Here is a 21,021-nt window from a genome sequence, read left to right as displayed (position 1 = left end):
GCGTCCGTCGCAGAAAGGCCGGAACCCGCGCCCGTACTGGGCGTGCGTCCAAAAAAGAAAAGGGGACAGAACGAGTCTGTCCCCTGTGATTGGTGGACCGAAGGAGGATCGAACTCCCGACCTCTGCATTGCGAACGCAGCGCTCTCCCAGCTGAGCTATCGGCCCTTGAAGCGGCAAGATTATACAGCCCTGCAGCGAGTTTTCAATATCCTGTATGAGTCCAGTCAGGGCAATCGCATTTACCTCCGAGGGATGAGGCCGAGCAATGAAGCGAAGCGCGGTAAACTTGGAGTCGTTCTGCAGTTTTACGCCGGGAGTGTAGGCCGGTATCGACCTCGTGCGTGCGCACCCTGCCGTGCAAGGTCTGGGGTGAGCAGCCAGTCTTCGGGACATTGGATTCACTGGCTGCCCACAGCGAGGGATACTCACTTTGATGCTCTCGCACCAAGCGTACAGCCCGTTTACGGACTTCAGCGGAATACTTCGGGGTAGGTGATCATCATGGCTCCATCTTCTCAAGAAAGGAGCCTCCTCAAAACCCGGGGCGGTTGACCAGAAACCCGTGTCAGGACTGACCCTCGCCGTGCCGACAAAAAAGCCAGCGCGTGGCTGACTTTTGGAATTTGGTGGTGATGGGCAGAATCGAACTGCCGACCTACGGGTTATGAATCCGTCGCTCTAACCGTCTGAGCTACATCACCAATAAGCCTGCTAATATAACGGCTCCGGCTTTTAAGAGTCAATAGTACGAGTATCCATGAAGAAGCTTTACATCCGCACCTTCGGCTGTCAGATGAACGAGTACGATTCCGAGAAGATGGCCGACGTACTTGGGGTGGCCGAAGGGCTGGAGAAAACCGACAACCCGGAAGAAGCGGATGTGATCCTCTTCAATACCTGCTCGGTGCGTGAGAAGGCGCAGGAAAAGGTGTTTCACGATCTGGGGCGGGTCAAGCATCTCAAGCAGGCAAAACCCGAGTTGATTATTGGCGTTGGGGGATGCGTGGCCAGTCAGGAAGGTGAGGCCATCGTGGCGCGGGCACCTTTTGTAGACGTGGTGTTTGGCCCGCAGACCTTACACCGTCTGCCCAAGCTGATCGACGCGCGGCGTGCTACCGGGCGTCCGCAGGTGGACATTTCCTTTCCGGAAATCGAAAAGTTCGATGCCCTGCCGCCGGCGCGGGTGGAAGGGGCGAGCGCTTTTGTGTCCATCATGGAGGGCTGCTCCAAGTACTGCACCTTTTGCGTGGTGCCTTATACCCGCGGTGAGGAGGTCTCGCGCCCGCTCGATGACATTCTTGCCGAAGTGGCCGGCTTGGCGGCGCAAGGCGTCAAGGAGGTGACCTTGCTGGGGCAAAACGTCAATGCTTGGCGTGGAGCTTTGTCTCGGGACGGTGGCGAGGATGCCGGTGACTTTGCTTTTTTGCTTGAATGCGTGGCCGAAATTCCGGGCATCGAGCGCCTGCGTTACACCACGTCGCACCCACGCGAGATGACGCCGCGGCTGTTCGAAGCCTACGAGAAAATTCCCAAACTGGTTTCTCATCTGCATTTGCCGGTACAGTCCGGCTCGGATCGGGTGCTGGCGGCGATGAAGCGCGGCTACACGGTGCTCGAATACAAATCGGTGGTGCGCAAGCTGCGTGCGGTGCGCCCCGATCTGTCGCTGTCGTCGGATTTCATCGTCGGCTTTCCCAGCGAGACCGAGGAAGACTTCCAAAAAACCCTCAAACTGGTCGAGGAGTTGAACTTCGATACCTCGTTCAGTTTCGTCTATAGCGCGCGTCCCGGCACTCCGGCGGCCGACCTGGAAGACCCGGTGCCGCAGCAGACCAAGTTGCGCTGGTTGGCGCAATTGCAAAAACAGTTGGAGACTCAGGCGCTGGCAATCAGCCAAGCGATGGTTGGCAGCGTACAGCGCATCTTGGTCGAAGGGCCGTCGAAGAAGAACGCCGATGAGCTATCCGGGCGCACCGAAAACAACCGCGTGGTCAATTTCCCCGCGCCTTCGCCCAATCGTGACCGCCTGATCGGCCAGTTCATCGAGGTCACCATCACCGCTGCGCTGCCCCACAGCCTGCGTGGCGAGATTTGCCTGCGGGAATCCTGAATGGCGCGTTTGACTGAAGTGGTGCTGGAGCCGGTCGATAACCAGCGACTGGCCAATTTATGCGGTGCGCTCGACCAGAATCTGCGCCAGATCGAGGCGGCTCTCGATGTGGCGATTGCCCGCCGTGGCGAGCGTTTCACCATCAAGGGCGGTCCGGCTGCCGCGGCGCGCGCGGCCGAAGCGCTCAGACGCTTTTACGACCAAGCCGACGGTCCGCTTTCGCTCGAGGTGCTGCAACTTGAACTGATCGAGCTTGGTACATGCGGCCGCGCCGGCGCAGCGGTGCCTGGTGAGTTGCCGGTGTTGCTGACCCGTAAGAGCGAGCTGCACGGGCGCACCCCGCGTCAGGTGCAATACCTGCGTAACATTCTCGAGCACGACATTACCTTTGGTATCGGCCCGGCCGGCACCGGTAAGACTTATCTTGCGGTGGCGTGTGCGGTGGATGCGTTCGAGCGCGAAAAGGTCGATCGCATCATCCTCACCCGTCCGGCGGTGGAGGCCGGCGAGCGCCTGGGTTTTTTGCCGGGTGATCTGGCGCAGAAGATCGATCCCTATCTGCGCCCGCTCTACGACGCGCTCTATGACTTGATGGGCCTGGAGCGCGCCGCCAAACTGTTCGAGCGCGGCGTCATCGAAATTGCGCCGCTTGCCTTCATGCGCGGTCGCACGCTCAACCACGCTTTCATTATTTTGGATGAAGCGCAAAACACCACGCCCGAGCAGATGAAAATGTTCCTGACCCGCATCGGCTTCGGCGCCAAGGCGGTGGTGACCGGCGATCTCACTCAGATCGATCTGCCGCGCGGCGCGCGCAGCGGCCTGCAGGAAGCGCGCGAGGTGCTGGCTGAGGTGCGCGGCATTGCTTTTACTGAATTCGGTAAGGAAGATGTGGTGCGTCACCCGTTGGTGATGCGTATCGTCGACGCTTACGACCGACAGGCGGGTGTGGCGCGCCAAGCGGATCACATCCGACAACAGGAAGAGTCCCCAGCAAATGGCCAAAAAGCCCGCAGTTCCGAAGATCGTCGCGATTGATGCCCATGGCGCACGCAGTCGCGTGCGCGCCCAGCGCCTGGAGATCGATTTGGGGCGTGGGCGTCGCGTGGTGCTCGATTTTCCGCACATGGCCTGGGGCGACCTCGATATCGAGGCCGCGACAGATAGCGGCACGCCTGTCATCAGCGTGCAACCGGGGGCGCGCAACCTGCTGAGCTTGCGGGTGGAGTGTCAGCATGCGATGGCGCCGTCCGCACCCGGCTCGTTGGCCAAAGCAGCGCCCGCGCCCAGTCTGACGCTGACCGTGCAAAAAGCGCTGGATGAGGCAACGCGCGCCTTGGTGCCCAAAAAGCACCGCATCCGTAGCTGGGCGCGGGCGGCTTTGCGGCGCGATGCCGAGGTCACCGTCCGGCTGGTGGGCGAGGAAGAGGGACGCGCGCTCAATCGTCAGTTCCGTGGCAAAGATTACGCCACCAATGTGTTGACCTTTGTCTATGGTGAAAGTGTCCAGGTGCCGGGCGAGCAGGGCAGGGGCCCTCTGGTCGGCGATCTGGTGCTGTGCGTTCCCGTGGTGGCGCGTGAGGCAGCGGCTCAGGGCAAGGACTTGGCCGCGCATTACGCCCATCTGGTGGTGCATGGTATGCTGCATTTGCAGGGTTTCGACCACGAAACCGAGGCAGATGCAACGGTCATGGAAGCGCTTGAAACCGAGATTCTCGCCGGACTCGGCTTTCCGGATCCTTATGTCTGATGGTCACCAGGCGCCCGTGAGGCGTCAGGCGTGGGGCAGGGCAGCACGGTTGGTGCGTGCCGCTGCGCACCCCTGACTCCTTACCTGCCATCCAACATGGACAGTTCCCCTAGTAGACCCTCATTACTCGAGCGACTTTCGGCCCTGCTGACGCGCGAACCGGAAGATCGCGAACAACTCCTCGTGCTGCTTCGCTCGGCTTTCGAGCGTAACTTGCTCGATGCCGACGCCCTTTCGATCATCGAGGGCGCCCTGCAGATGTCCGATATGCAGGTGCGCGACGTAATGATCCCCCGTGCCCAGATGGATGTGATCCACCTGGACGACCCCATCGAAACCATCGCCGCTTTCGTCATCGACACCGCGCACTCCCGCTTCCCTGCGGTCGGCGAGGGCAAGGATGATGTGGCCGGCATCCTGCTCGCCAAGGACCTGCTACGTTATTTCGCCGGCCGCGAGTTCGACCTGCGCGACATGCTGCGTCCGGCGGTGTTCGTACCCGAATCCAAGCGTTTGAACGTGCTGCTGCGCGAATTCCGGGTGAGCCGCAACCACATGGCCATCGTCGTGGACGAATATGGCGGCGTGTCCGGCCTGGTGACCATCGAGGATGTGCTCGAGCAGATCGTCGGCGATATCGAGGACGAGTACGATTTCGATGAGATCGGCGACAACATCCGCCTCGACAGTCAAGGGCGCTACCGTGTCAAGGCCACGACCGAAATCGTCGATTTCAATGCCGCTTTCGACACCCACCTGTCCGACGAGGACTACGACACCGTAGGCGGCATGGTGATCCGCCAGCTCGGACGCCTGCCCAAGCGTGGTGAGAGCATTGTCGTGGAAAACCTCAAAATTCAAGTGCTGCGTGCCGACAGTCGGCGGGTACATACCCTGCTGGTGGAGCGCCACCCCGCACCGGCGCAGGCTGTTGGCGGCTGATGCGGCTGCGGTCTTTGTCCCCGCCGGCCGCCTTCGCGGCCGGTTTGCTTTCGGTGGCGGCATTCGCGCCGATTGGTCTGGCCATTCTCGCGCCGCTTGCGCTGGCGGTATTGGCCGCATTGCTCGCACGCTCCGGCAACATGCGCCATGGGTTTTGGCTGGGGTTCCTATGGGGGTTCGGCGCTTTCCTGGGTGGGCTGTCCTGGCCCTTCATTGCGCTCAATCGCTATGGCGGTATGCCCGCACCCTTGGCGGCGCTGGCGATTGCATTGTTATGCGGGTTTTTGGCGCTGTTTCCTGCCCTGGCCGGCGCGCTGTTTGCGCGATGGCGTCCGGCTGCCGGCATGCTGCGACCCGCCGCGCTGTTTGCTGCGTTGTGGTTGCTTGGCGAGTGGCTGCGTGGCTGGGTGCTGACCGGTTTTCCGTGGCTGGCGGTCGGCTATTCGCAAACGCCGCCTAGCCCGCTGGCGGGTTTTCTGCCGGTGTTGGGCGTTTATGGCGTTGGCGGATTGGTGGCGCTGATCGCCGGGGTGCTGGCCTATACGCCCTGGCGCGATCGGGCGAGGTGGGGCGCTACCGCGGTGTCGTTGCTCCTGCTGGGGGGAGTTGGCGTGGCGCTCGGCCGGCTGACATGGACCGAGCCGGTGGGGGCTCCTGTGCGGGTGGCGCTCTTGCAGACCAATATCGAGCAAGGCATGAAATGGCAGCCGGAGCGCCTCTACGATTGGCTGGAAACCAACCTGCAAATGGTAGCGGACAACCCCGCGCAACTGGTGGTGCTGCCTGAGACGACTCTGCCGCTTTTCGTCGACCAGTTGCCGCCGGGCTATCTGGATTGGCTGGAGTCCCGCATGCGTGAAGTGGGCGGCGATCTGGTGCTCGGCGTGTTTACCCGCGATGCCGAAGGCCGCATCTACAACGCCGCAATCAGCACCGGCCACTCGCCGGGGCAGTGGTACGCCAAGCACCATTTGGTGCCCTTTGGCGAGTATTCGCCGCCGATGTTTGGCTGGTTCTACGCGCTGGTCAACATGCCGATGTCCGACCAGCACCGCGGCCCCGCCCGGCAGCCACCGATGCGTCTGGGGGCGCAGCAAGTGGCGGTCAGTATCTGTTATGAGGATCTGTTCGGCGCCGAGCTACTGCATGCATTGCCGCAGGCGACCTTGCTGCTCAATCTATCCAATCTGGGCTGGTTTGGCGATTCGCTGGCCCTGCCGCAGCATCTACAAATTGCCCGTGTGCGCGCACTGGAGACCGGGCGGCCGATGCTGCGTGCGACCAACACCGGTATCACCGCGGTGGTCGGGGCCGATGGCGCGGTCGTCGCCGCCCTGCCTGCTTTTGAACGGGGCGCGCTCAATGCCGAGGTGCGCGGCTACCAGGGCATGACGCCTTATGCCCGATGGGGCGATTGGCCCGCTGTGGCGCTCGCCGTGCTGACCATTGCCGGATGTGTGCTGCGTGGGGCGCAGGCGCGCTTGCGCGACCGCGACTGATTGCGGCCGGCGCGCAAGCGCCTCGCGGGGAACCGCCCCGCGCTTGGGCAAATGCCAGTAAAATCTGCCCCTTTGCGTTCGCTGTGCGGCACCTGCCGCCTGAGACCATGTCCCTTAAGAATCCGACCTTTCAACACATCATCCTGACGCTCCAGCAGTTTTGGGCCGATCGTGGCTGCGTGCTGCTCCAGCCCTATGATCTCGAAGTAGGCGCCGGCACGTCGCACACCGCCACTTTCCTGCGCGCCCTCGGACCGGAGCCGTGGAATGCCGCTTATGTGCAGCCGTCGCGTCGCCCCAAGGATGGGCGCTACGGTGAAAACCCCAACCGGCTGCAGCACTACTACCAATACCAAGTGGTGCTCAAACCTTCGCCGCTCGATATCCAGGATCAGTACCTCGACAGCTTGCGCGCACTGGGCATCGACCCCAAGGTGCATGACATCCGATTTGTCGAGGACGACTGGGAGAACCCCACGCTGGGCGCCTGGGGCTTGGGCTGGGAGGTTTGGCTAGACGGCATGGAAGTGACGCAATTTACTTACTTCCAGCAGGTCGGCGGGCTGGACTGCAAACCGGTGTTGGGCGAGATTACCTACGGCCTGGAGCGCCTGGCCATGTACTTGCAAGGCGTGGAAAACGTCTATGACCTGACCTGGGCGGTCTATCCGGATGGGAGCCGGGTCACTTACGGCGACGTCTTCCACCAGAACGAAGTCGAACAGTCCAAGTACAACTTCGAGCACGCCAACGTCGATTTCCTGTTCTCGTTGTTCGGCAACTACGAATCGGAGGCCAAGCGTCTGATGGATGTCGGTCTGGCCTTGCCGGCCTACGAGATGGTGCTCAAGGCCGCGCACACCTTCAATATGCTGGATGCGCGCGGCGCCATTTCGGTGACCGAACGCGCCGCATACATCGGCCGCATCCGCAATTTGTCGCGCGCGGTGGCGCAGGCTTATTTCGAATCCCGTGAGGCGCTCGGCTTTCCGATGCTCAAAAAGAAGGAGACCGTGTGATGAGCGCCACTTCGCGTCGTGCGACCTTGCTGGTTGAACTGCTTACCGAGGAGTTGCCGCCCAAGGCCCTGCCTCGCCTGGGTGAGACCTTCGCCGCCAAAATCACCGAAGGATTGAAAGCCAAGGGGCTGGTGGCGGCCGAAGTGTCCGGACGCAGCTACGCCAGTCCGCGGCGCTTGGCGGTGACGGTGGCCCAGGTGGCGGCCGAGGCCGAGGCCCAGGAGGTCACCGAAAAACTCATGCCGGTTGCGGTGGCCTTGGATGCCGAGGGCCGGCCCACCCCTGCGCTGCTCAAAAAAATGGCGGCCAAAGGCATCGCTGTCGAGGCGCTGGCACACTTAGAGCGCCGTATGGATGGCAAAGCCGAAGCGCTCTTTCATACCGCGCGGGTGCCGGGCGCCAAGCTCGCCGACGTGCTGGCCGACATCGTCCAGGACGCGGTCAAGGCGCTGCCCATCCCGAAAGTCATGCGTTGGGGCGATGGCGAGGCCACTTTCGTGCGCCCGGTGCATAAGCTCATCATGCTGCACGGCGACGACGTGGTGCCCGGCCGGGTGCTCGATCTGGATTCGGGTCGCACCACCCGCGGGCATCGTTTCATGAGTCGGGGCGACATCGACATTGCCACCGCCGACGCTTACGAGCCCACCCTGCTCGCCGAAGGCAAGGTGATTGCCTGCTTCGCCGAGCGGCGCGCCAACATCGAGGCGCAACTGCTGGCCGAGGCAGCGCGCCAAGGCGCGCAACTGGGCGAGTACGCCGACCTGCTGGATGAAGTCACTGCGCTGGTCGAGCATCCCACGGTGTACGTGGGCGAGTTCGAGGCGGAGTTTCTCGCCGTGCCGCAGGAGTGTTTGATCCTGACGATGCGCGCCAATCAGAAGTACTTTCCGCTGTTCGACGCCCAGGGGCGGTTGCTGAACCGTTTTCTGATCGTCTCCAACATGAACGTGGCCGACCCGAGCCACATCGTCACCGGCAATGCCCGCGTGGTGCGTCCGCGCTTATCGGATGCGCGCTTTTTCTTCGAGCAGGACAAAAAGCAGCCGCTCGCAGCACGCCTACCGCGTCTGGCCGCTGTGGTCTACCACAACAAGCTGGGCAGCCAGCTCGAGCGCGTCGAGCGTCTGGAGACTTTGGCTGGCGAGATTGCGCTGCGCCTGAACGCCGACGTTGCAGCGGCCAAACGTGCCGCACGCTTGGCCAAGGCGGATCTGGTCACCGACATGGTGGGGGAGTTTCCCGAGCTGCAGGGCATCATGGGGCGTTACTACGCATTGGCCGACGGCGAGGGCGCCGTGGTGGCCGACGCCATCCAAGCGCATTACCTGCCGCGCTTTGCCGGTGACGCGCTACCGGTCGGCAACGTCGCCGCGGCGGTAGCGCTGGCCGACAAGCTCGATGCGCTGGTGGGTTTCTTCGGCATCGGTCAGCTGCCCACCGGCGATAAAGATCCCTTCGCGCTGCGGCGTGCTGCGCTCGGCGTGCTGCGCATCCTGATGGAAACTCCCTTGCCGCTGGAATTACCCGCGCTGATTGCCAGCGCCGCGGCCGGTTTCAAGCCTGGCGTGCTGCATGCCGAAGATTTCGCCGAAAAACTGCAGGATTTCATGCTCGAGCGCTTGAAGCATCTACTGCGTGAGGGCGGGCGTGATGCAGCGGTGATCGACGCGGTGCTGGCCTTGCGCCCGGCGCGCATCGACCAGGTGCCTGCGCGGCTGGCTGCGGTGGAGGCGTTTCGCATGCTGCCCGAAGCCCAGGCGCTGGCCGCGGCCAACAAGCGCATCGTCAATATCCTGAAGAAGGCAGAAAGTGCGCCGGGTGAGCCGGACATTGCCCTGCTGCAGGAACAGGCCGAGAAGGCGTTGTTTCATCGGCTTGTCGAGGTTGCCCCGCTGGTGCGCTCGCATGAGAACAACGAAGCCTATACCGATGCGTTGTGCGCGTTGGCCGGCCTGCGCGATGCCGTGGATCGGTTTTTCGATGGTGTGATGGTGATGGCCGATGAGCCCCTGACCCGCGCCAACCGCCTGGCGCTGCTCAATCGGCTGGCCGGCTTGATGAACTGCGTGGCCGATATTTCCCGCTTGTCGGCTTGAGGCGGTGGCGATGAAACTGATCATCCTCGACCGTGACGGCGTCATCAACTACGACTCCGAGCAATTCATCAAAACACCGGATGAGTGGCGGCCGATTCCCGGCTCGCTGGAGGCGATTGCCAAGCTCAACCAATGGGGTTGGCGGGTGGTGGTGGCAACCAACCAGTCCGGGGTGGGGCGTGGTCTGTTCGGTATGGATACGCTCAACGCGATCCATGAAAAAATGGTCAAAACCCTCGCCCAGGTCGGTGGCCGCATCGACGCGATCTTCTTCTGTCCGCATGCGGCCGATTCCACCTGCGAGTGTCGCAAGCCGAAGCCTGGGATGCTGCGCCAGATCGCCGAGCGCTTCAATACCCCGCTCGACGATGTGCCAGTGGTGGGCGATAGCCTGCGCGATCTGCAGGCCGCCGTTGCCGTGGGCGCCCAGCCCTATCTGGTGCTGACCGGGAAAGGCCAAAAAACCCGGGATGATCCTGCGCTGCCGCCGGCAACCCAGATTTATCCGGATCTGGCCACCTTGGTGGCCGATCTGATCGCATGATTGGCTTGTGGTTGTGGTCGCTCGGCGGTGTGGCGGTGTGATTGGGCGCGTGATGCCGTGATTTTGATTCGTTCCACTTTGTTCGCTTTGGTGTTGGCGGTGGTCACGCCGCCTTACGCCATTTTTGGCTTTCTCACCTTTCCGCTACCTGCGCGGATGCGGCATCGCATCATTACCTCCTGGGCGCATGTGGTGCTGTGGTTCGTCTGGCATCTTTTAGGCATCCGTTACCGGGTGATCGGCCGAGAAAACATTCCTGCTGGCCCGGCGGTGATTCTCTCCAAACATCAGTCGGCTTGGGAAACCCTGGCTTTGCAGGCGATTTTTCCGCCGCTGTGTTTTGTGCTCAAACGGGAACTGCTGCGTATTCCTTTTTTTGGCTGGGGGCTGGCGCAAGTGCCGGGCATTGCCATTGATCGTGCGGCCGGCAAAGATGCCTTGACGCAAGTGGTCGAACAGGGCAAACAGCGCTTGAAAGAAGGCTATTGGGTAGTGGTTTTTCCCGAAGGGACGCGAGTGGCGCCGGGTGCCACACGACGATACAAACCCGGCGGGGCTTTTCTGGCGCGCCGCGCCGGGGTGCCGGTTGTGCCGGTGGCGCACAATGCGGGTGAATTCTGGCGGCGCAATGCTTTTCTGAAACGTCCGGGCGAGATCGTGGTCAGCATCGGGCCGGTCATCGAGGTCAAAGGGCGGAAGGTCCAGGAGATCAATACCCAGGCCGAGCGCTGGATCGAAAACGAGATGCATCGGCTGTTTCCGCATCACTATGCGAGCGATGGCGGCGCAGCGGTCATAGCCAGTGAGCAGGGGCAGGACGCTGAGGCGCTCGCACCGGAACACGATACGCCTGCCGCAGCAAATCGGCGTAGCGAATAAAAAGCCCCGCCGCAGCGGGGCTTTGAGGTGCGTTGCGCGGTGCGCGTCAAGCGGCTTTCTTGGTGCCAGCAGCCTTGGCAGTGGAGCTGACTGCCTTGACGGTGGCGTTGGTTGCGGCAGCCACGTTGGCTTCGGCAATTTCAGCGACCTGCTTGGCAGCCTTGCTCATGCTGTCATAAGCGCTGTTGGCCGCAGCAATCGCCGACTTGACCGCCGCCACGGCGACATCGGAACCGGCCGGCGCGGACTTGGCAGCCTTGTCCAGTGCCGAAGCGACGCCTTTGTTGATTTCGGCAATCTGGCTTTCCAGCAGCTTGGAGATTTCTTCCTGGCTTTGCGAGGCAATCTCATAAACATTGCGCGCGTAGGCCACGACTTTTTCCACCAGCGGCTGGGCCAGCGAGGTTTGCAGGTTGATCAGTTCCTGTACGTCTTTGACCGCGAGCATGGCCTTGGCATTGGCTACACCGTCCTCGAGCAGCGTGCGGGCGGTGTTCAGGTTCAACGCGGCCAGGCGCTCGGCGCTGGCAAAGGCGGTGTTGGCCAGGGTCAGCAGGGTTTCGATGTTGGCTTTGTTCGCGGCGGCGAACTGCTCGGGGGTGGCAAACATGTGAGTCTCCTTCATTGAACGGGGCGGTTGTGACGCTGCATGCGGCAACCTATCGGACGATCCAGTTTGCTGCGCTGCATCATGCGTTGGATTATAGAAGCGAAATGCATCGAGTCAAGCCTTGTCTTGTGCATTGCATCATAACAATTCAATTATCTGCTTCAATCGCTTACGGGAGGCTGACACAGTTGAATGCTGCTGCCTGAGCGGGAGAGGGCGGCTCTGCGGACCGTTGCCTTGGCTCATTGTGTGTCCAAGCATGGACTTGTGTTGTGACGCCCCCATGACAGGGCGGGTAAACGACAACGGCCGGCACAAGGCCGGCCGTCTGCGGCGGAGAGGCGACGCTCAGCGGTGCTTGAAGTCGGGCTTGCGCTTCTCGACGAAGGCGGCCATGCCTTCTTTTTGGTCTTCCAGCGCAAAGGCGGCGTGGAATACCCGGCGCTCGAACAGCAAGCCCTCGCTTAAGCCGCTTTCAAAGGCGCGGTTGATGGATTCCTTGATCATCATGACCACGGGCAAAGAGTAGCTGGCGATGGTTTGCGCCGCGGACAGGGCTTCATCGAGAAGCTTGTCGGCAGGCACCACGCGAGCGACCAGACCCGCACGCTCGGCCTCGGCGGCGTCCATGAAGCGGGCGGTGAGGCACAGATCCATGGCTTTGGCTTTGCCGACGGCGCGCGGCAGGCGCTGGGTGCCGCCGGCCCCCGGCAGAATACCGAGCTTGATTTCGGGCTGGCCGAACTTGGCGGTTTCGGCGGCGATGATCATGTCGCACATCATCGCCAACTCACAACCACCACCCAGCGCAAAGCCGGCGACCGCGGCGATGACCGGCTTGCGGCAGGTCTTGACTCTCTCCCAGTTACGGGTGATGTAGTCGCCCTTGAAGGCGTCCATGTAGGAAAACTGGGCCATGGCGCCAATGTCCGCGCCGGCGGCAAACGCTTTGTCCGAGCCGGTGATGACGATCGCGCCGATGCCCTCATCGGCTTCGAAACCGTCGAGCGCGCGGCCGACCTCATCGACCAAGGCGTCGTTGAGCGCGTTGAGCGCCTTGGGGCGGTTGAGTGTGATCAGGCCGACGCGGCCGCGGGTTTCAACCAAAATGTGTTCGTAGCTCATGCACTCTCCTTGCGTGGTGGATGTTGCGCGTGTTGTGCTCAAGATGACGCTATTGGCCCGCGACCGGATTGTCGGCCGCTGCCGAGGAGCCTTTGGGTTGGATCACTGCGCGCACCCGTGAGCCGCTGCCCGCTGCGCGATCGCCTGGCGCGTTGGTGACCACGTAGTTCTCGCTCAGGGCGTCATACTCGATGTAGTGGCCGCGGACCTCATCCCCGCCGCTCTTCACATAGGCGCGCACGAACAGCTTGGCGCGCTCGCTGCGGCTGTCGTACTCGATGCGCTCGGCCTCACCTTCCACATAGTCATTGCTGCCTTCGCGGCGCTGGCGGAAGGTGGCCAGGCGGCCTTCGGTGCCGGTGGCGATGCCGGTCTGAAAACCGTCGGCGCCCTGGGTGACCACCAGCTTGTCTCCCCGGATCTGCAACGTACCTTGAGTGAGGACTACTTTGCCCTCGAACACATGGGTTTTGTTGCGGTCGTCAATGGTGACCCGGTCGGCCTCGATATTGACCGGCTGTTTCCGATCGGCGCGCTCTGCCATGGCAGGTGCGCTGGTAACAGCCAGAACGAGCAGGGTAAGGACCAGCATGCGTGTCATGGCGATGTCCGGTTGCTACGCGGTAGGGTGGCATACACTTGGCCGGTCAGCCGCAGCGTGCCAAAAATGTTGTCGGCTTGCAGACCTTGCGCGTGAATCACGGTGTTGCCGCGGGTCAACACCACGGGGCTGCGGCTCAGCACGCGCTCGTCCTTGGGCCACACGGTCAGTGTTTCGGTAGACAGCGTGTCGTCCGCTTGTCCGGCAAGGCCGCTGCGCCGACCGCGAACATTGCCGCGCATCCGGACTTCGTCACCTTGCCGATAGGCTTCGCCGCTGTCTGCGGTGAGGAAAAGCCGGCGGCCGTCAGACGCACGTTGGATCAGACGCGGCTTGTCGAACAGGCTCACATCGGTGCCAGGATAGTGACTGATGCGGTCGGCGAGTAGCTCGTAGCGTTCTCGGCCGTTGGCGTCGAAGCCCTGCAGGCGGGCGCCGGTGGCAACGAAGTCGGGTTTGCCGCGTTCGGCCGGTCTCGGGCTGTCGTCTTCCGGTGCGCTTATTCGCGCCAGCCAGTATGTTCCGCCGGCCAGCAGTGCGAGCGCGATGACTGGGTAGAGGCGATGGGCGGGCACGCGCATGACTCAACTCAGGTAGGCGGCCAGCATGGCGTCCAGGCGCCCCTGACTGGCAAGAATGTGCTCACAGACTTCGCGTACCGCGCCCCGGCCGCCGCCGTGGCGGGCGACGTAATCGACATGGCGTCGCACAAAACCGTGGCCGTCGGCGGGGGTGGCAGAAAAGCCGCAGGCGCGCAGAATGGGCAGGTCGACCAGGTCGTCACCCATGTAGCCCGCCTGTTCGCGCATCAGGCCGCGCCGGGCCAGCAGCGCATCCAGGCAGGCGCGCTTGTCATCGACACCCATATGCAGTTCGGCAATGCCGAGATCGGCCGCACGCAGCTGCAGGGCGGGCGAACTGCGGCCGCTGATGATCACTACCTCAATCCCCGCGCTTTGCAACATTTTCAGGCCGTGACCGTCCTGGCTGGAAAATACCTTGATTTCCTCGCCTTGCGAGGTGAAATACAGGCTGCCGTCGGTGAGCACACCATCGACATCGAAGCCCATCAGGCGGATGTGGGCGGGGGAACGCGGTGCTGCCATCAGATGACCTTGGCTTGCATTAGATCGTGGGTGGTCAGTGCGCCGGTCAAGCGCCCCTCGCCATCGACCGCGATCAACTGACTGATGCGCAACCGCTCCATCATTTCGGCCGCCTCGACCGCCAAGGCGTCTGCAGAAATGGTGTGTGGGTTGCGGGTCATCAGCTCGGCCAGGCGGGCGGTGCGCACATCGCAGCCTTTTTCCAGCGCGCGGCGCAGATCGCCGTCGGTGAAGATGCCCACTGGGCGGCGCTGGGTGTCGATCGCCGCGACCATGCCCATGCCGCCGCGGGTGACCAGCAGCAGTGCGTCGCTGAGACTGGCATCGGCGCTGGTCGCCGGAACACGCTCGGCCGGACGCATCACGTCCCGTACATGGGTCAGCAGACGCCGGCCCAGTGCGCCGCCCGGGTGGGAGCGGGCGAAGTCTTCGGCGCCGAAACCGCGCGCGTCCAGCAAGGCCACCGCCAGTGCATCGCCCAGCGCCAGCGCCGCGGTGGTGCTGGCCGTGGGGGCGAGATTGAGCGGACAGGCTTCTTCGGCCACTGCGGCGTCCAGGTGGATGTCGGCTTCGCGTGCCAGAGGTGAAGCGGGGTTGCCGGTCATGCTGATCAGGCGGGCGCCGCGGCGTTTGACCAGGGGAACGATGGTCAGCAGCTCCTCACTGGCACCCGAGTTGGACAGTGCGATGACCACGTCTTCGGCTGTAATCATGCCCAGATCGCCGTGCGCGGCCTCGGCGGCATGAACGAAGTAGGCCGGGGTGCCGGTGCTGGCCAAGGTGGCAGCCAGCTTGCGGGCGATGTGTCCCGATTTGCCGATGCCGGTGACGATCACACGTCCGTTGCGTTGCAAAATCATCGCAACCGCACGCTCGAATGCGTCCCCCACTCGATCGGCCAGCGCGGCCACTGCGCGCGCCTCGATGAGTAGCACGCGCTTGGCGAGAGCCGCGGCATTTTGAGTGGTGGAGTGTGAAGAGCGGGCTTCAGGCATCGCTAAGTCTCCAGGCATCGGGGGCAGGCGGGCGCCTGCCGCAGTCGGGTGGCGGATTATATCAGAGCGCCTCCAATGCCCCGCGCGCCGACAGCCCCAATGGATGGGCGCGCTGCTGTTGTGATCGGCGATGCAACACCGGTTACAAGGTTGTCGCTTTGGCTCTGATAAAATCGCGTTTTTGATTCGTTGAGCCTTGGATTGACCGCCGTGCCCCCCGCCCCGCCTTCGACTCTGGTTTGTCTGCGCAATGTGCGTTTCGCCTATGGCGAGCGCGAGGTTCTGCGCGGCATCGATCTGTCGGTGCATCGCGGTCAGGTGGTGGCGATCATGGGCGGCAGCGGGTGTGGCAAGACCACTTTGCTGCGTCTGATCGGTGGGCAACTGCGTGCATCGGCTGGTCGCGTCGAGGTCGACGGGCAAGATCTGGCGCAGTTGTCGCGCGATGAACTCTACGCGCTGCGCCGCCGCATGGGCATGCTGTTTCAGTTCGGCGCGCTCTTTACCGACATGTCGGTTTTTGACAACGTTGCTTTTCCTCTGCGTGAGCACACCGACCTGCCGCCGGAGTTGGTGCGCGATCTGGTCCGCTTGAAGCTCAATGCGGTGGGCTTGCGTGGCGCCGAGGCGCTGCGTCCGGCGGAGTTGTCGGGCGGGATGGCGCGGCGGGTGGCGTTGGCGCGTGCGGTCGCGCTCGATCCGATGCTGATCATGTATGACGAACCCTTTGCCGGCCTGGATCCGATCTCGCTGGGTGTCATCGGCCAGTTGATCCGCCGTCTCAACGATGCGCTGGGGGCGAGCTCCATTTTGGTGACACATGACGTGCAAGAGTCGCTGCAAATCGTCGATTACGTCTATTTCGTCTCCGATGGACGGATCGTCGCGCACGGCACGCCGGAGGAGATCCGCGCTTCCCGCGACCCCTTTGTGCATCAGTTCGTCCATGCTGAAGCCGACGGGCCGGTGCCCTTCCACTACCCGGCGCCGCCGCTGGAAGCCAGCCTATTGGGCGGGGAGGGTCAATGATGCGTGTGCGCGACGGATTGCGCCGTTTGGGCGCGCGAGTGATCGACGGCATCTGGCGTTTAGGCTTCGCGGCGCGCTTTTTCATCCTGGTGCTGCGCTATTCCGGGCAGTCTTTCCGCCGGCTGCACCTGACCCTACGCGAAATCTACTTCTCCGGCGTGCTGTCGCTGCTGATCATCCTGGTCTCCGGGCTGTTCGTCGGGTTAGTGCTCGGCCTGCAAGGCTATGAGACGCTGCAGCGATACGGTTCCAGCGAAGCGCTGGGCGTGCTGGTGGCGTTGTCGCTCACCCGCGAGTTGGGGCCGGTGGTGGCTGGGCTGCTCTTCGCCAGTCGGGCCGGCTCCGCGGTCACCGCCGAGATCGGGTTGATGAAGACCACCGAACAGCTCAAGGCCATGGACATGATGGCGGTCAGCCCGCTGGCGCGCGTGGTGGCGCCGCGCTTCTGGGGAGGGGTGATCTCCATGCCGCTATTGGCCGCGCTGTTCTCCGCCATGGGCATCCTCGGCGGCTGGCTGATCGGGGTCGTGTTCATCGGCGTCGATGGCGGCGCCTTCTGGTCGCAGATGCAGGCGGCCGTGGATGTGCGTTACGACATCATCAACGGTGTGATCAAGAGCGTGGTATTCGGCATTGCGGTGTCGCTGATCGCGGTGTTCGAAGGTTACGACTGCACCCCCACCGCCGAGGGCGTGTCGCGCGCCATTACCCGCACCGTAGTGAGTTCCGCGTTGGCCATTCTGGCGCTGGATTTTGTGCTGACTTCTTTTATGTTCCGGGGTCAATCATGAGCCGTACCGTGCTCGACCTGTGGGTCGGCTTCTTTGTGGCGATCGGTATTGCCGCGCTGCTTTTTTTGGCGATGAAAGTGGGTAATTTCGCTGGTTTCAATAACCAGCCAACCTATCTGATCGAAGCGCCGTTCGACAATATCGGCGGCCTCAAAGTGCGCGCGCCGGTCAAAAGCGCAGGGGTGGTGGTCGGTCGGGTGGCTGACATCCGCTTCGACCCGGAGCGTTATCGTGCGGTGGTAAGCTTGCGAATTGAATCGCGCTATCCGTTTCCACGCGACACCATCGCCACTATCCTCACCTCCGGCCTGCTTGGCGAACAATATGTCGGGCTGGAGCCGGGGGGCGACGTCGATATGCTGGCCGATGGCGACACCATCCGCATGACGCAGTCGGCCGTGGTGCTGGAAAAGCTGATCGGTCAGTTCCTCTATGATCGTGCTGCCGAAACGCCTGCCAACTGAGCGCCAACCAACTCGGGAGAACGACGATGAGCCCGCGTAAGTCCATTTTGTTGCGTCGGATCGCCGTGGTGGTTTGCGGTGCGATCCTGGTTGGCGGCTGTGCCAGCACCCCGCGCAATCCGGACGACCCGCTCGAGGGGTACAACCGGGCGATGTTTGCGTTCAACGAAAACCTGGACAAGGTGTTGGTCAAGCCGGTTGCGCAGGTGTATGACGCAGTGACGCCAAAGCCGGTGCAAACCGGCGTGGGCAATTTCTTCAGCAATCTGGCCGATCCGTGGATCGGGCTGAACAATCTGCTGCAGGGCAAGCCGGCCGAAGCCTTGTCCGATTGGATGCGGTTCATGGTCAATTCGGTGTTTGGCATTTTCGGCCTGCTCGATATCGCCAGCGAGGCTAAGCTGCCCAAGCACGATGAGGACTTAGGCCAGACGTTGGCGGTGTGGGGCGTGGGCGATGGCGCATACTTCGTGCTGCCATTCTTTGGGCCGCGCACCGTGCGCGATGCCGCTGTGCTGCCGTTCGATCTGGTCGGCGACGAGGGCTGGCGCCCGACTCATGTGCCGACCCGTAACACCCTCCGGGCGCTGGACATCACCCACACGCGTGCGACCTTGCTGGGTGCCGACCGCGCCTTGGAGGAGAGCACTTTCGACAAGTACATCTTTGTGCGCGACTTTTACCTGCAGCAGCGCCGTTACAAAATCCATGACGGCAATCCGCCAGTCGAGTACGAAGATTTCAATGGTGCCGTGCTGCCGGGGCAGGCGCCGCGCTGGGCCGATGTGGCGGCCGTTGCCGCGGCGGCTCGGTTGGAACTGGTGGAACCGGTCGTTGCAGCGGTCCACAAATCGCCTGGGTTCGAGTACGAGTGAAATCGGAATGAAGAAATTTGTTCTTGCTTGCTGTTTTCTGTTTAGTGTTTTACCGGTGAGCGCCGGACTGACCCCGCCCGATCAACTGGTGCGCAGCGTCACCGATGAAGTGCTCGGCATCGTCCGCCAAGACCAGGACATCCAGCACGGCAATGCCGACAAGGCCATCGCCTTGGTCGAGGAGAAAGTGCTGCCTCACTTCGATTTCCGCCGCATGACCATGCTGGCGGTGGGGCGCGACTGGCGCGATGCTTCGCCTGCGCAGCAAGCCCGCCTGACCGATGCTTTCCGCACCTTGTTGGTGCGTACTTATTCGAATGCGTTGACCCAATACCGCGACCAGACCATCGCATTTCTGCCCTTGCGTGCCGCGCCGACAGACACCACGGTGCAGGTGCGCACCGAAGTGCGTCAGCCGGGCGCGCAGCCCATTGCCATCGACTATGTGCTCGAACGCACCGATGCGGGCTGGAAGGTGTTCGATGTTATCGTCGCGGGGGGCAGCTTGGTGACCAACTACCGCAGCACTTTCTCTCAAGAGATTCGTCGCAGCGGCATCGATGGCTTGATTGCGACCTTGGAGCGACGCAACAACGAGTTAGCCGGGAAAGCAGCGCGCCGATGATCGAAGTCGATGGCGGTTTGTTGCGCTTGGAGGGGCCGTTGACCATGGCCACGGTGGGCGCTGTGCTCGAGGCCGGTCGCCAGCAGGTGGCTGCGGCTGACTGCGTCATCGACCTGTCCGCAGTCAGTACGGCCGACTCGGCGGCCTTGGCCTTGCTGTTCGACTGGTTGCGGACCGCGCGCAAACACGGCCGTTGCCTGGCGGTTCGTGGCATGCCGGACGGCCTGCGCAGTCTGGCTGCGGTCTATGGCGCCGCCACGCTGCTGCCGCCCGAAGGCTGAGTCGGACCCGCGCATGACACTGCCCGCCATACGCCTCCAAGGGGTGGCCAAGCGTTACGGTGCGTTGCAAGCGCTGGCCGGCGTCGATCTGGAAGTCCGCCAAGGCGAATTCTTCGGTCTGCTCGGCCCCAATGGTGCCGGCAAAACCACGCTGATTTCGGCGCTCGCCGGCCTGGTGCGGGCCGATTCCGGCACGCTCGAAGTCATGGGGCACGATGTGGTGCGCGATTACCGCAACGCCCGTCGCGCGCTGGGTGTGGTGCCGCAGGAACTGGTCTTCGATCCTTTCTTCAGCGTGCGCGAACTGCTGCGCATCCAGTCGGGCTATTTCGGTATCCGGAACAACGACGATTGGATCGACGAGATTCTTGCCAGCCTGGATTTGACGGCCAAAGCGCATGTGAATATGCGCGCACTGTCCGGGGGGATGAAGCGCCGGGTGCTGGTGGCTCAGGCCCTGGTGCATCGCCCGCCGGTGATCGTGCTCGATGAACCGACCGCCGGGGTGGACGTCGAGTTGCGCCAGGGGTTGTGGGCATTCGTGCGCAAGTTGAACCGCGACGGCCACACCATCGTGCTCACTACCCACTACCTGGAAGAAGCCGAGACCCTGTGCGGACGTATTGCCATGCTCAAGGCCGGCCGGGTGGTGGCGCTGGATACCACCGCCAACCTGCTGGAACGCTTTGCCTCCCATTCGCTGCGTGCAAAGCTTGCACAGCCGGCCGCTGGCGTAGCGTTGGGCGGCGTGTTGGCCGACGATGGCTGGGTTAGTTTTGCCTTTGACCGCTACGCCGATGTCGAACCGCTGCTTGCGCGCTTGCGCCAAGCCGGCGCCGGGGTGTTGGAGCTTGCACTGGGCGAACCCGACCTGGAGCGGGTATTCCTGGAGGTCATGAACCGTGCGTGAGGCGCGCCTGGTCGGATTTCGCACCTTGCTATACAAGGAGGTGCTGCGCTTTTGGAAGGTGAGCTTTCAGACCGTGGCCGCGCCGGTACTCAACGCGGTGTTGTTTTTGCTGATTTTTTCGCATGTGCTCGACCGTCATGTCACGGTCTATGGCGATATTGCCTACACCACCTTCCTGGTGCCGGGCCTGGTGATGATGTCGCTGCTGCAAAATGCCTTTGCCAACAGCTCGTCTTCGCTGATCCAGAGCAAGATCACCGGCAATATCATCTTTGTGTTGTTGCCTCCGATCTCTTACCGCGAGTTCTACGCCGCTTACGTGATTGCTGCGGTGGCGCGCGGGTTGTTGGTCGGTGCCGGCGTGTTGTTGGTGTCGCTGCCCTTCGTTGAATTGCCCTTCGCCCACCCGCTGTGGATACTGGCCTTCGCGCTGATGGGCGGGGCCATTCTCGGCTCGCTGGGCATGATCGCCGGCATTTGGGCGGACAAATTCGACCAGCTCGCCGCCTTCCAGAATTTCCTCATTCTGCCGCTGACCATGCTCTCCGGCGTGTTCTATTCGCTGTATTCCCTGCCACAGCTGTGGCAGGACATTTCCCATGTCAACCCGTTCTTCTTCATGATCGACGGTTTCCGCTATGGCTTTTTCGGCCAGTCGGATGTGTCCCCCTGGCTCAGCCTGGCGGTGGTGGGCGTATCCTTTTCCCTTCTGGCTGCACTGACCCTGGCCTTGCTCGCCCGCGGCTACAAGCTGCGGACCTGATCC

The 21,021-nt window shown here is 62.7% G+C and carries 23 protein-coding genes and 2 tRNA genes; 17 read left to right on the top strand and 8 right to left on the bottom strand.

From position 1 onward, the window contains the following. Positions 1 to 90: 90 nt before the first annotated feature. Both DIE29_RS11475 and DIE29_RS11470 read right to left on the bottom strand, forming a co-directional pair. Positions 91 to 166: transfer RNA gene (locus DIE29_RS11475), tRNA-Ala, on the bottom strand. Between the two features lie 459 nt (positions 167 to 625). Next, positions 626 to 702 (bottom strand) — tRNA-Met (locus DIE29_RS11470). A 56-nt stretch (positions 703 to 758) separates the two neighbouring features. Here DIE29_RS11470 and miaB point away from each other — a divergent pair. The 9 genes from miaB to DIE29_RS11425 all read left to right on the top strand — a co-directional run bounded on the left by miaB (position 759) and on the right by DIE29_RS11425 (position 10,843). Further along, complete coding sequence (miaB, locus tag DIE29_RS11465) at positions 759 to 2,111, top strand: tRNA (N6-isopentenyl adenosine(37)-C2)-methylthiotransferase MiaB (RefSeq protein WP_114649960.1); 1,353 nt, start codon at positions 759 to 761, stop codon at positions 2,109 to 2,111. Continuing rightward, positions 2,112 to 3,149, top strand: coding sequence for a PhoH family protein (locus tag DIE29_RS11460; protein WP_114649959.1), 1,038 nt, complete (start codon positions 2,112 to 2,114; stop codon positions 3,147 to 3,149). It begins immediately after the preceding gene. After that, on the top strand, positions 3,109 to 3,861 hold the full coding sequence (gene ybeY, locus DIE29_RS11455) for an rRNA maturation RNase YbeY (protein WP_114649958.1): 753 nt from the start codon (positions 3,109 to 3,111) through the stop codon (positions 3,859 to 3,861). Before DIE29_RS11460 ends, ybeY begins: the two co-directional genes overlap by 41 nt. A gap of 96 nt (positions 3,862 to 3,957) precedes the next feature. Next, entirely contained in the window at positions 3,958 to 4,803 is an 846-nt protein-coding gene (locus DIE29_RS11450) for an HlyC/CorC family transporter (protein ID WP_102042459.1), read from the top strand. Beyond that, the gene (gene lnt, locus DIE29_RS11445; protein WP_102042458.1) at positions 4,803 to 6,302 is read left to right on the top strand and encodes an apolipoprotein N-acyltransferase; all 1,500 of its coding nucleotides are present in this window, start codon (positions 4,803 to 4,805) and stop codon (positions 6,300 to 6,302) included. The genes DIE29_RS11450 and lnt overlap by 1 nt, the downstream gene beginning before the upstream one ends. A 107-nt stretch (positions 6,303 to 6,409) precedes the next feature. Continuing rightward, the gene (gene glyQ, locus DIE29_RS11440; protein ID WP_114650320.1) at positions 6,410 to 7,321 is read left to right on the top strand and encodes a glycine--tRNA ligase subunit alpha; all 912 of its coding nucleotides are present in this window, start codon (positions 6,410 to 6,412) and stop codon (positions 7,319 to 7,321) included. Next, positions 7,321 to 9,420: a glycine--tRNA ligase subunit beta gene (gene glyS / locus DIE29_RS11435; RefSeq protein WP_114649957.1), complete on the top strand. Its 2,100-nt coding sequence runs from the start codon at positions 7,321 to 7,323 to the stop codon at positions 9,418 to 9,420. The genes glyQ and glyS overlap by 1 nt, the downstream gene beginning before the upstream one ends. A 10-nt stretch (positions 9,421 to 9,430) precedes the next feature. Next, on the top strand, positions 9,431 to 9,964 hold the full coding sequence (gene gmhB / locus DIE29_RS11430; protein ID WP_114649956.1) for a D-glycero-beta-D-manno-heptose 1,7-bisphosphate 7-phosphatase: 534 nt from the start codon (positions 9,431 to 9,433) through the stop codon (positions 9,962 to 9,964). Between the two features lie 57 nt (positions 9,965 to 10,021). After that, positions 10,022 to 10,843 carry a lysophospholipid acyltransferase family protein gene (locus DIE29_RS11425; protein ID WP_114649955.1) on the top strand — a complete coding sequence of 274 codons (822 nt, stop codon included), beginning with the start codon at positions 10,022 to 10,024 and terminating at the stop codon, positions 10,841 to 10,843. A 46-nt stretch (positions 10,844 to 10,889) separates the two neighbouring features. Here the strand turns inward: DIE29_RS11425 and DIE29_RS11420 are convergent, their stop codons facing one another. From DIE29_RS11420 to DIE29_RS11395, 6 genes are all read right to left on the bottom strand, one after another. Next, entirely contained in the window at positions 10,890 to 11,453 is a 564-nt protein-coding gene (locus DIE29_RS11420; protein ID WP_102042455.1) for a phasin family protein, read from the bottom strand. A 348-nt stretch (positions 11,454 to 11,801) separates the two neighbouring features. Further along, entirely contained in the window at positions 11,802 to 12,578 is a 777-nt protein-coding gene (locus tag DIE29_RS11415; RefSeq protein WP_102042454.1) for an enoyl-CoA hydratase, read from the bottom strand. Between the two features lie 49 nt (positions 12,579 to 12,627). Then, positions 12,628 to 13,179, bottom strand: a complete 552-nt coding sequence (lptA, locus tag DIE29_RS11410; RefSeq protein WP_114649954.1) for a lipopolysaccharide transport periplasmic protein LptA — start codon at positions 13,177 to 13,179, stop codon at positions 12,628 to 12,630. Next, entirely contained in the window at positions 13,176 to 13,760 is a 585-nt protein-coding gene (gene lptC, locus DIE29_RS11405; protein ID WP_108080626.1) for an LPS export ABC transporter periplasmic protein LptC, read from the bottom strand. The genes lptA and lptC overlap by 4 nt, the downstream gene beginning before the upstream one ends. Positions 13,761 to 13,763: 3 nt before the next feature. Continuing rightward, positions 13,764 to 14,285, bottom strand: a complete 522-nt coding sequence (locus DIE29_RS11400) for a KdsC family phosphatase (RefSeq protein WP_114649953.1) — start codon at positions 14,283 to 14,285, stop codon at positions 13,764 to 13,766. After that, positions 14,285 to 15,280 (bottom strand): KpsF/GutQ family sugar-phosphate isomerase, encoded by a 996-nt coding sequence (locus tag DIE29_RS11395; protein WP_114649952.1) that lies wholly within the window; start codon positions 15,278 to 15,280, stop codon positions 14,285 to 14,287. Before DIE29_RS11395 ends, DIE29_RS11400 begins: the two co-directional genes overlap by 1 nt. 210 nt (positions 15,281 to 15,490) lie before the next feature. Here DIE29_RS11395 and DIE29_RS11390 point away from each other — a divergent pair, with 210 nt between their 5' ends. From DIE29_RS11390 to DIE29_RS11355, 8 genes are read left to right on the top strand one after another with little or no spacing between them, the layout of a single operon-like run. Next, complete coding sequence (locus DIE29_RS11390) at positions 15,491 to 16,309, top strand: ABC transporter ATP-binding protein (RefSeq protein ID WP_205409730.1); 819 nt, start codon at positions 15,491 to 15,493, stop codon at positions 16,307 to 16,309. Next, positions 16,309 to 17,100, top strand: a complete 792-nt coding sequence (gene mlaE, locus DIE29_RS11385; protein ID WP_418332914.1) for a lipid asymmetry maintenance ABC transporter permease subunit MlaE — start codon at positions 16,309 to 16,311, stop codon at positions 17,098 to 17,100. The genes DIE29_RS11390 and mlaE overlap by 1 nt, the downstream gene beginning before the upstream one ends. After that, complete coding sequence (mlaD, locus tag DIE29_RS11380; protein ID WP_108080621.1) at positions 17,097 to 17,564, top strand: outer membrane lipid asymmetry maintenance protein MlaD; 468 nt, start codon at positions 17,097 to 17,099, stop codon at positions 17,562 to 17,564. The genes mlaE and mlaD overlap by 4 nt, the downstream gene beginning before the upstream one ends. Positions 17,565 to 17,590: 26 nt before the next feature. Beyond that, a complete protein-coding gene (locus tag DIE29_RS11375; protein WP_114649949.1) occupies positions 17,591 to 18,439 on the top strand; it encodes an MlaA family lipoprotein in 849 nt (282 codons plus the stop codon). A gap of 7 nt (positions 18,440 to 18,446) precedes the next feature. Next, positions 18,447 to 19,064: an MlaC/ttg2D family ABC transporter substrate-binding protein gene (locus DIE29_RS11370; protein WP_114649948.1), complete on the top strand. Its 618-nt coding sequence runs from the start codon at positions 18,447 to 18,449 to the stop codon at positions 19,062 to 19,064. Next, positions 19,061 to 19,345 (top strand): STAS domain-containing protein, encoded by a 285-nt coding sequence (locus DIE29_RS11365; RefSeq protein WP_102042444.1) that lies wholly within the window; start codon positions 19,061 to 19,063, stop codon positions 19,343 to 19,345. The genes DIE29_RS11370 and DIE29_RS11365 overlap by 4 nt, the downstream gene beginning before the upstream one ends. A 13-nt stretch (positions 19,346 to 19,358) precedes the next feature. Beyond that, the gene (locus DIE29_RS11360; protein WP_102042443.1) at positions 19,359 to 20,255 is read left to right on the top strand and encodes an ABC transporter ATP-binding protein; all 897 of its coding nucleotides are present in this window, start codon (positions 19,359 to 19,361) and stop codon (positions 20,253 to 20,255) included. Beyond that, complete coding sequence (locus DIE29_RS11355; protein WP_102042442.1) at positions 20,248 to 21,018, top strand: ABC transporter permease; 771 nt, start codon at positions 20,248 to 20,250, stop codon at positions 21,016 to 21,018. The genes DIE29_RS11360 and DIE29_RS11355 overlap by 8 nt, the downstream gene beginning before the upstream one ends. The last annotated feature ends 3 nt before the right edge of the window (positions 21,019 to 21,021 follow it).

The organism is Pseudothauera hydrothermalis, from assembly GCF_003345255.1.
GTDB lineage: Bacteria > Pseudomonadota > Gammaproteobacteria > Burkholderiales > Rhodocyclaceae > Pseudothauera > Pseudothauera hydrothermalis.
This window is presented reverse-complemented; position numbering and strand designations above follow the sequence as displayed.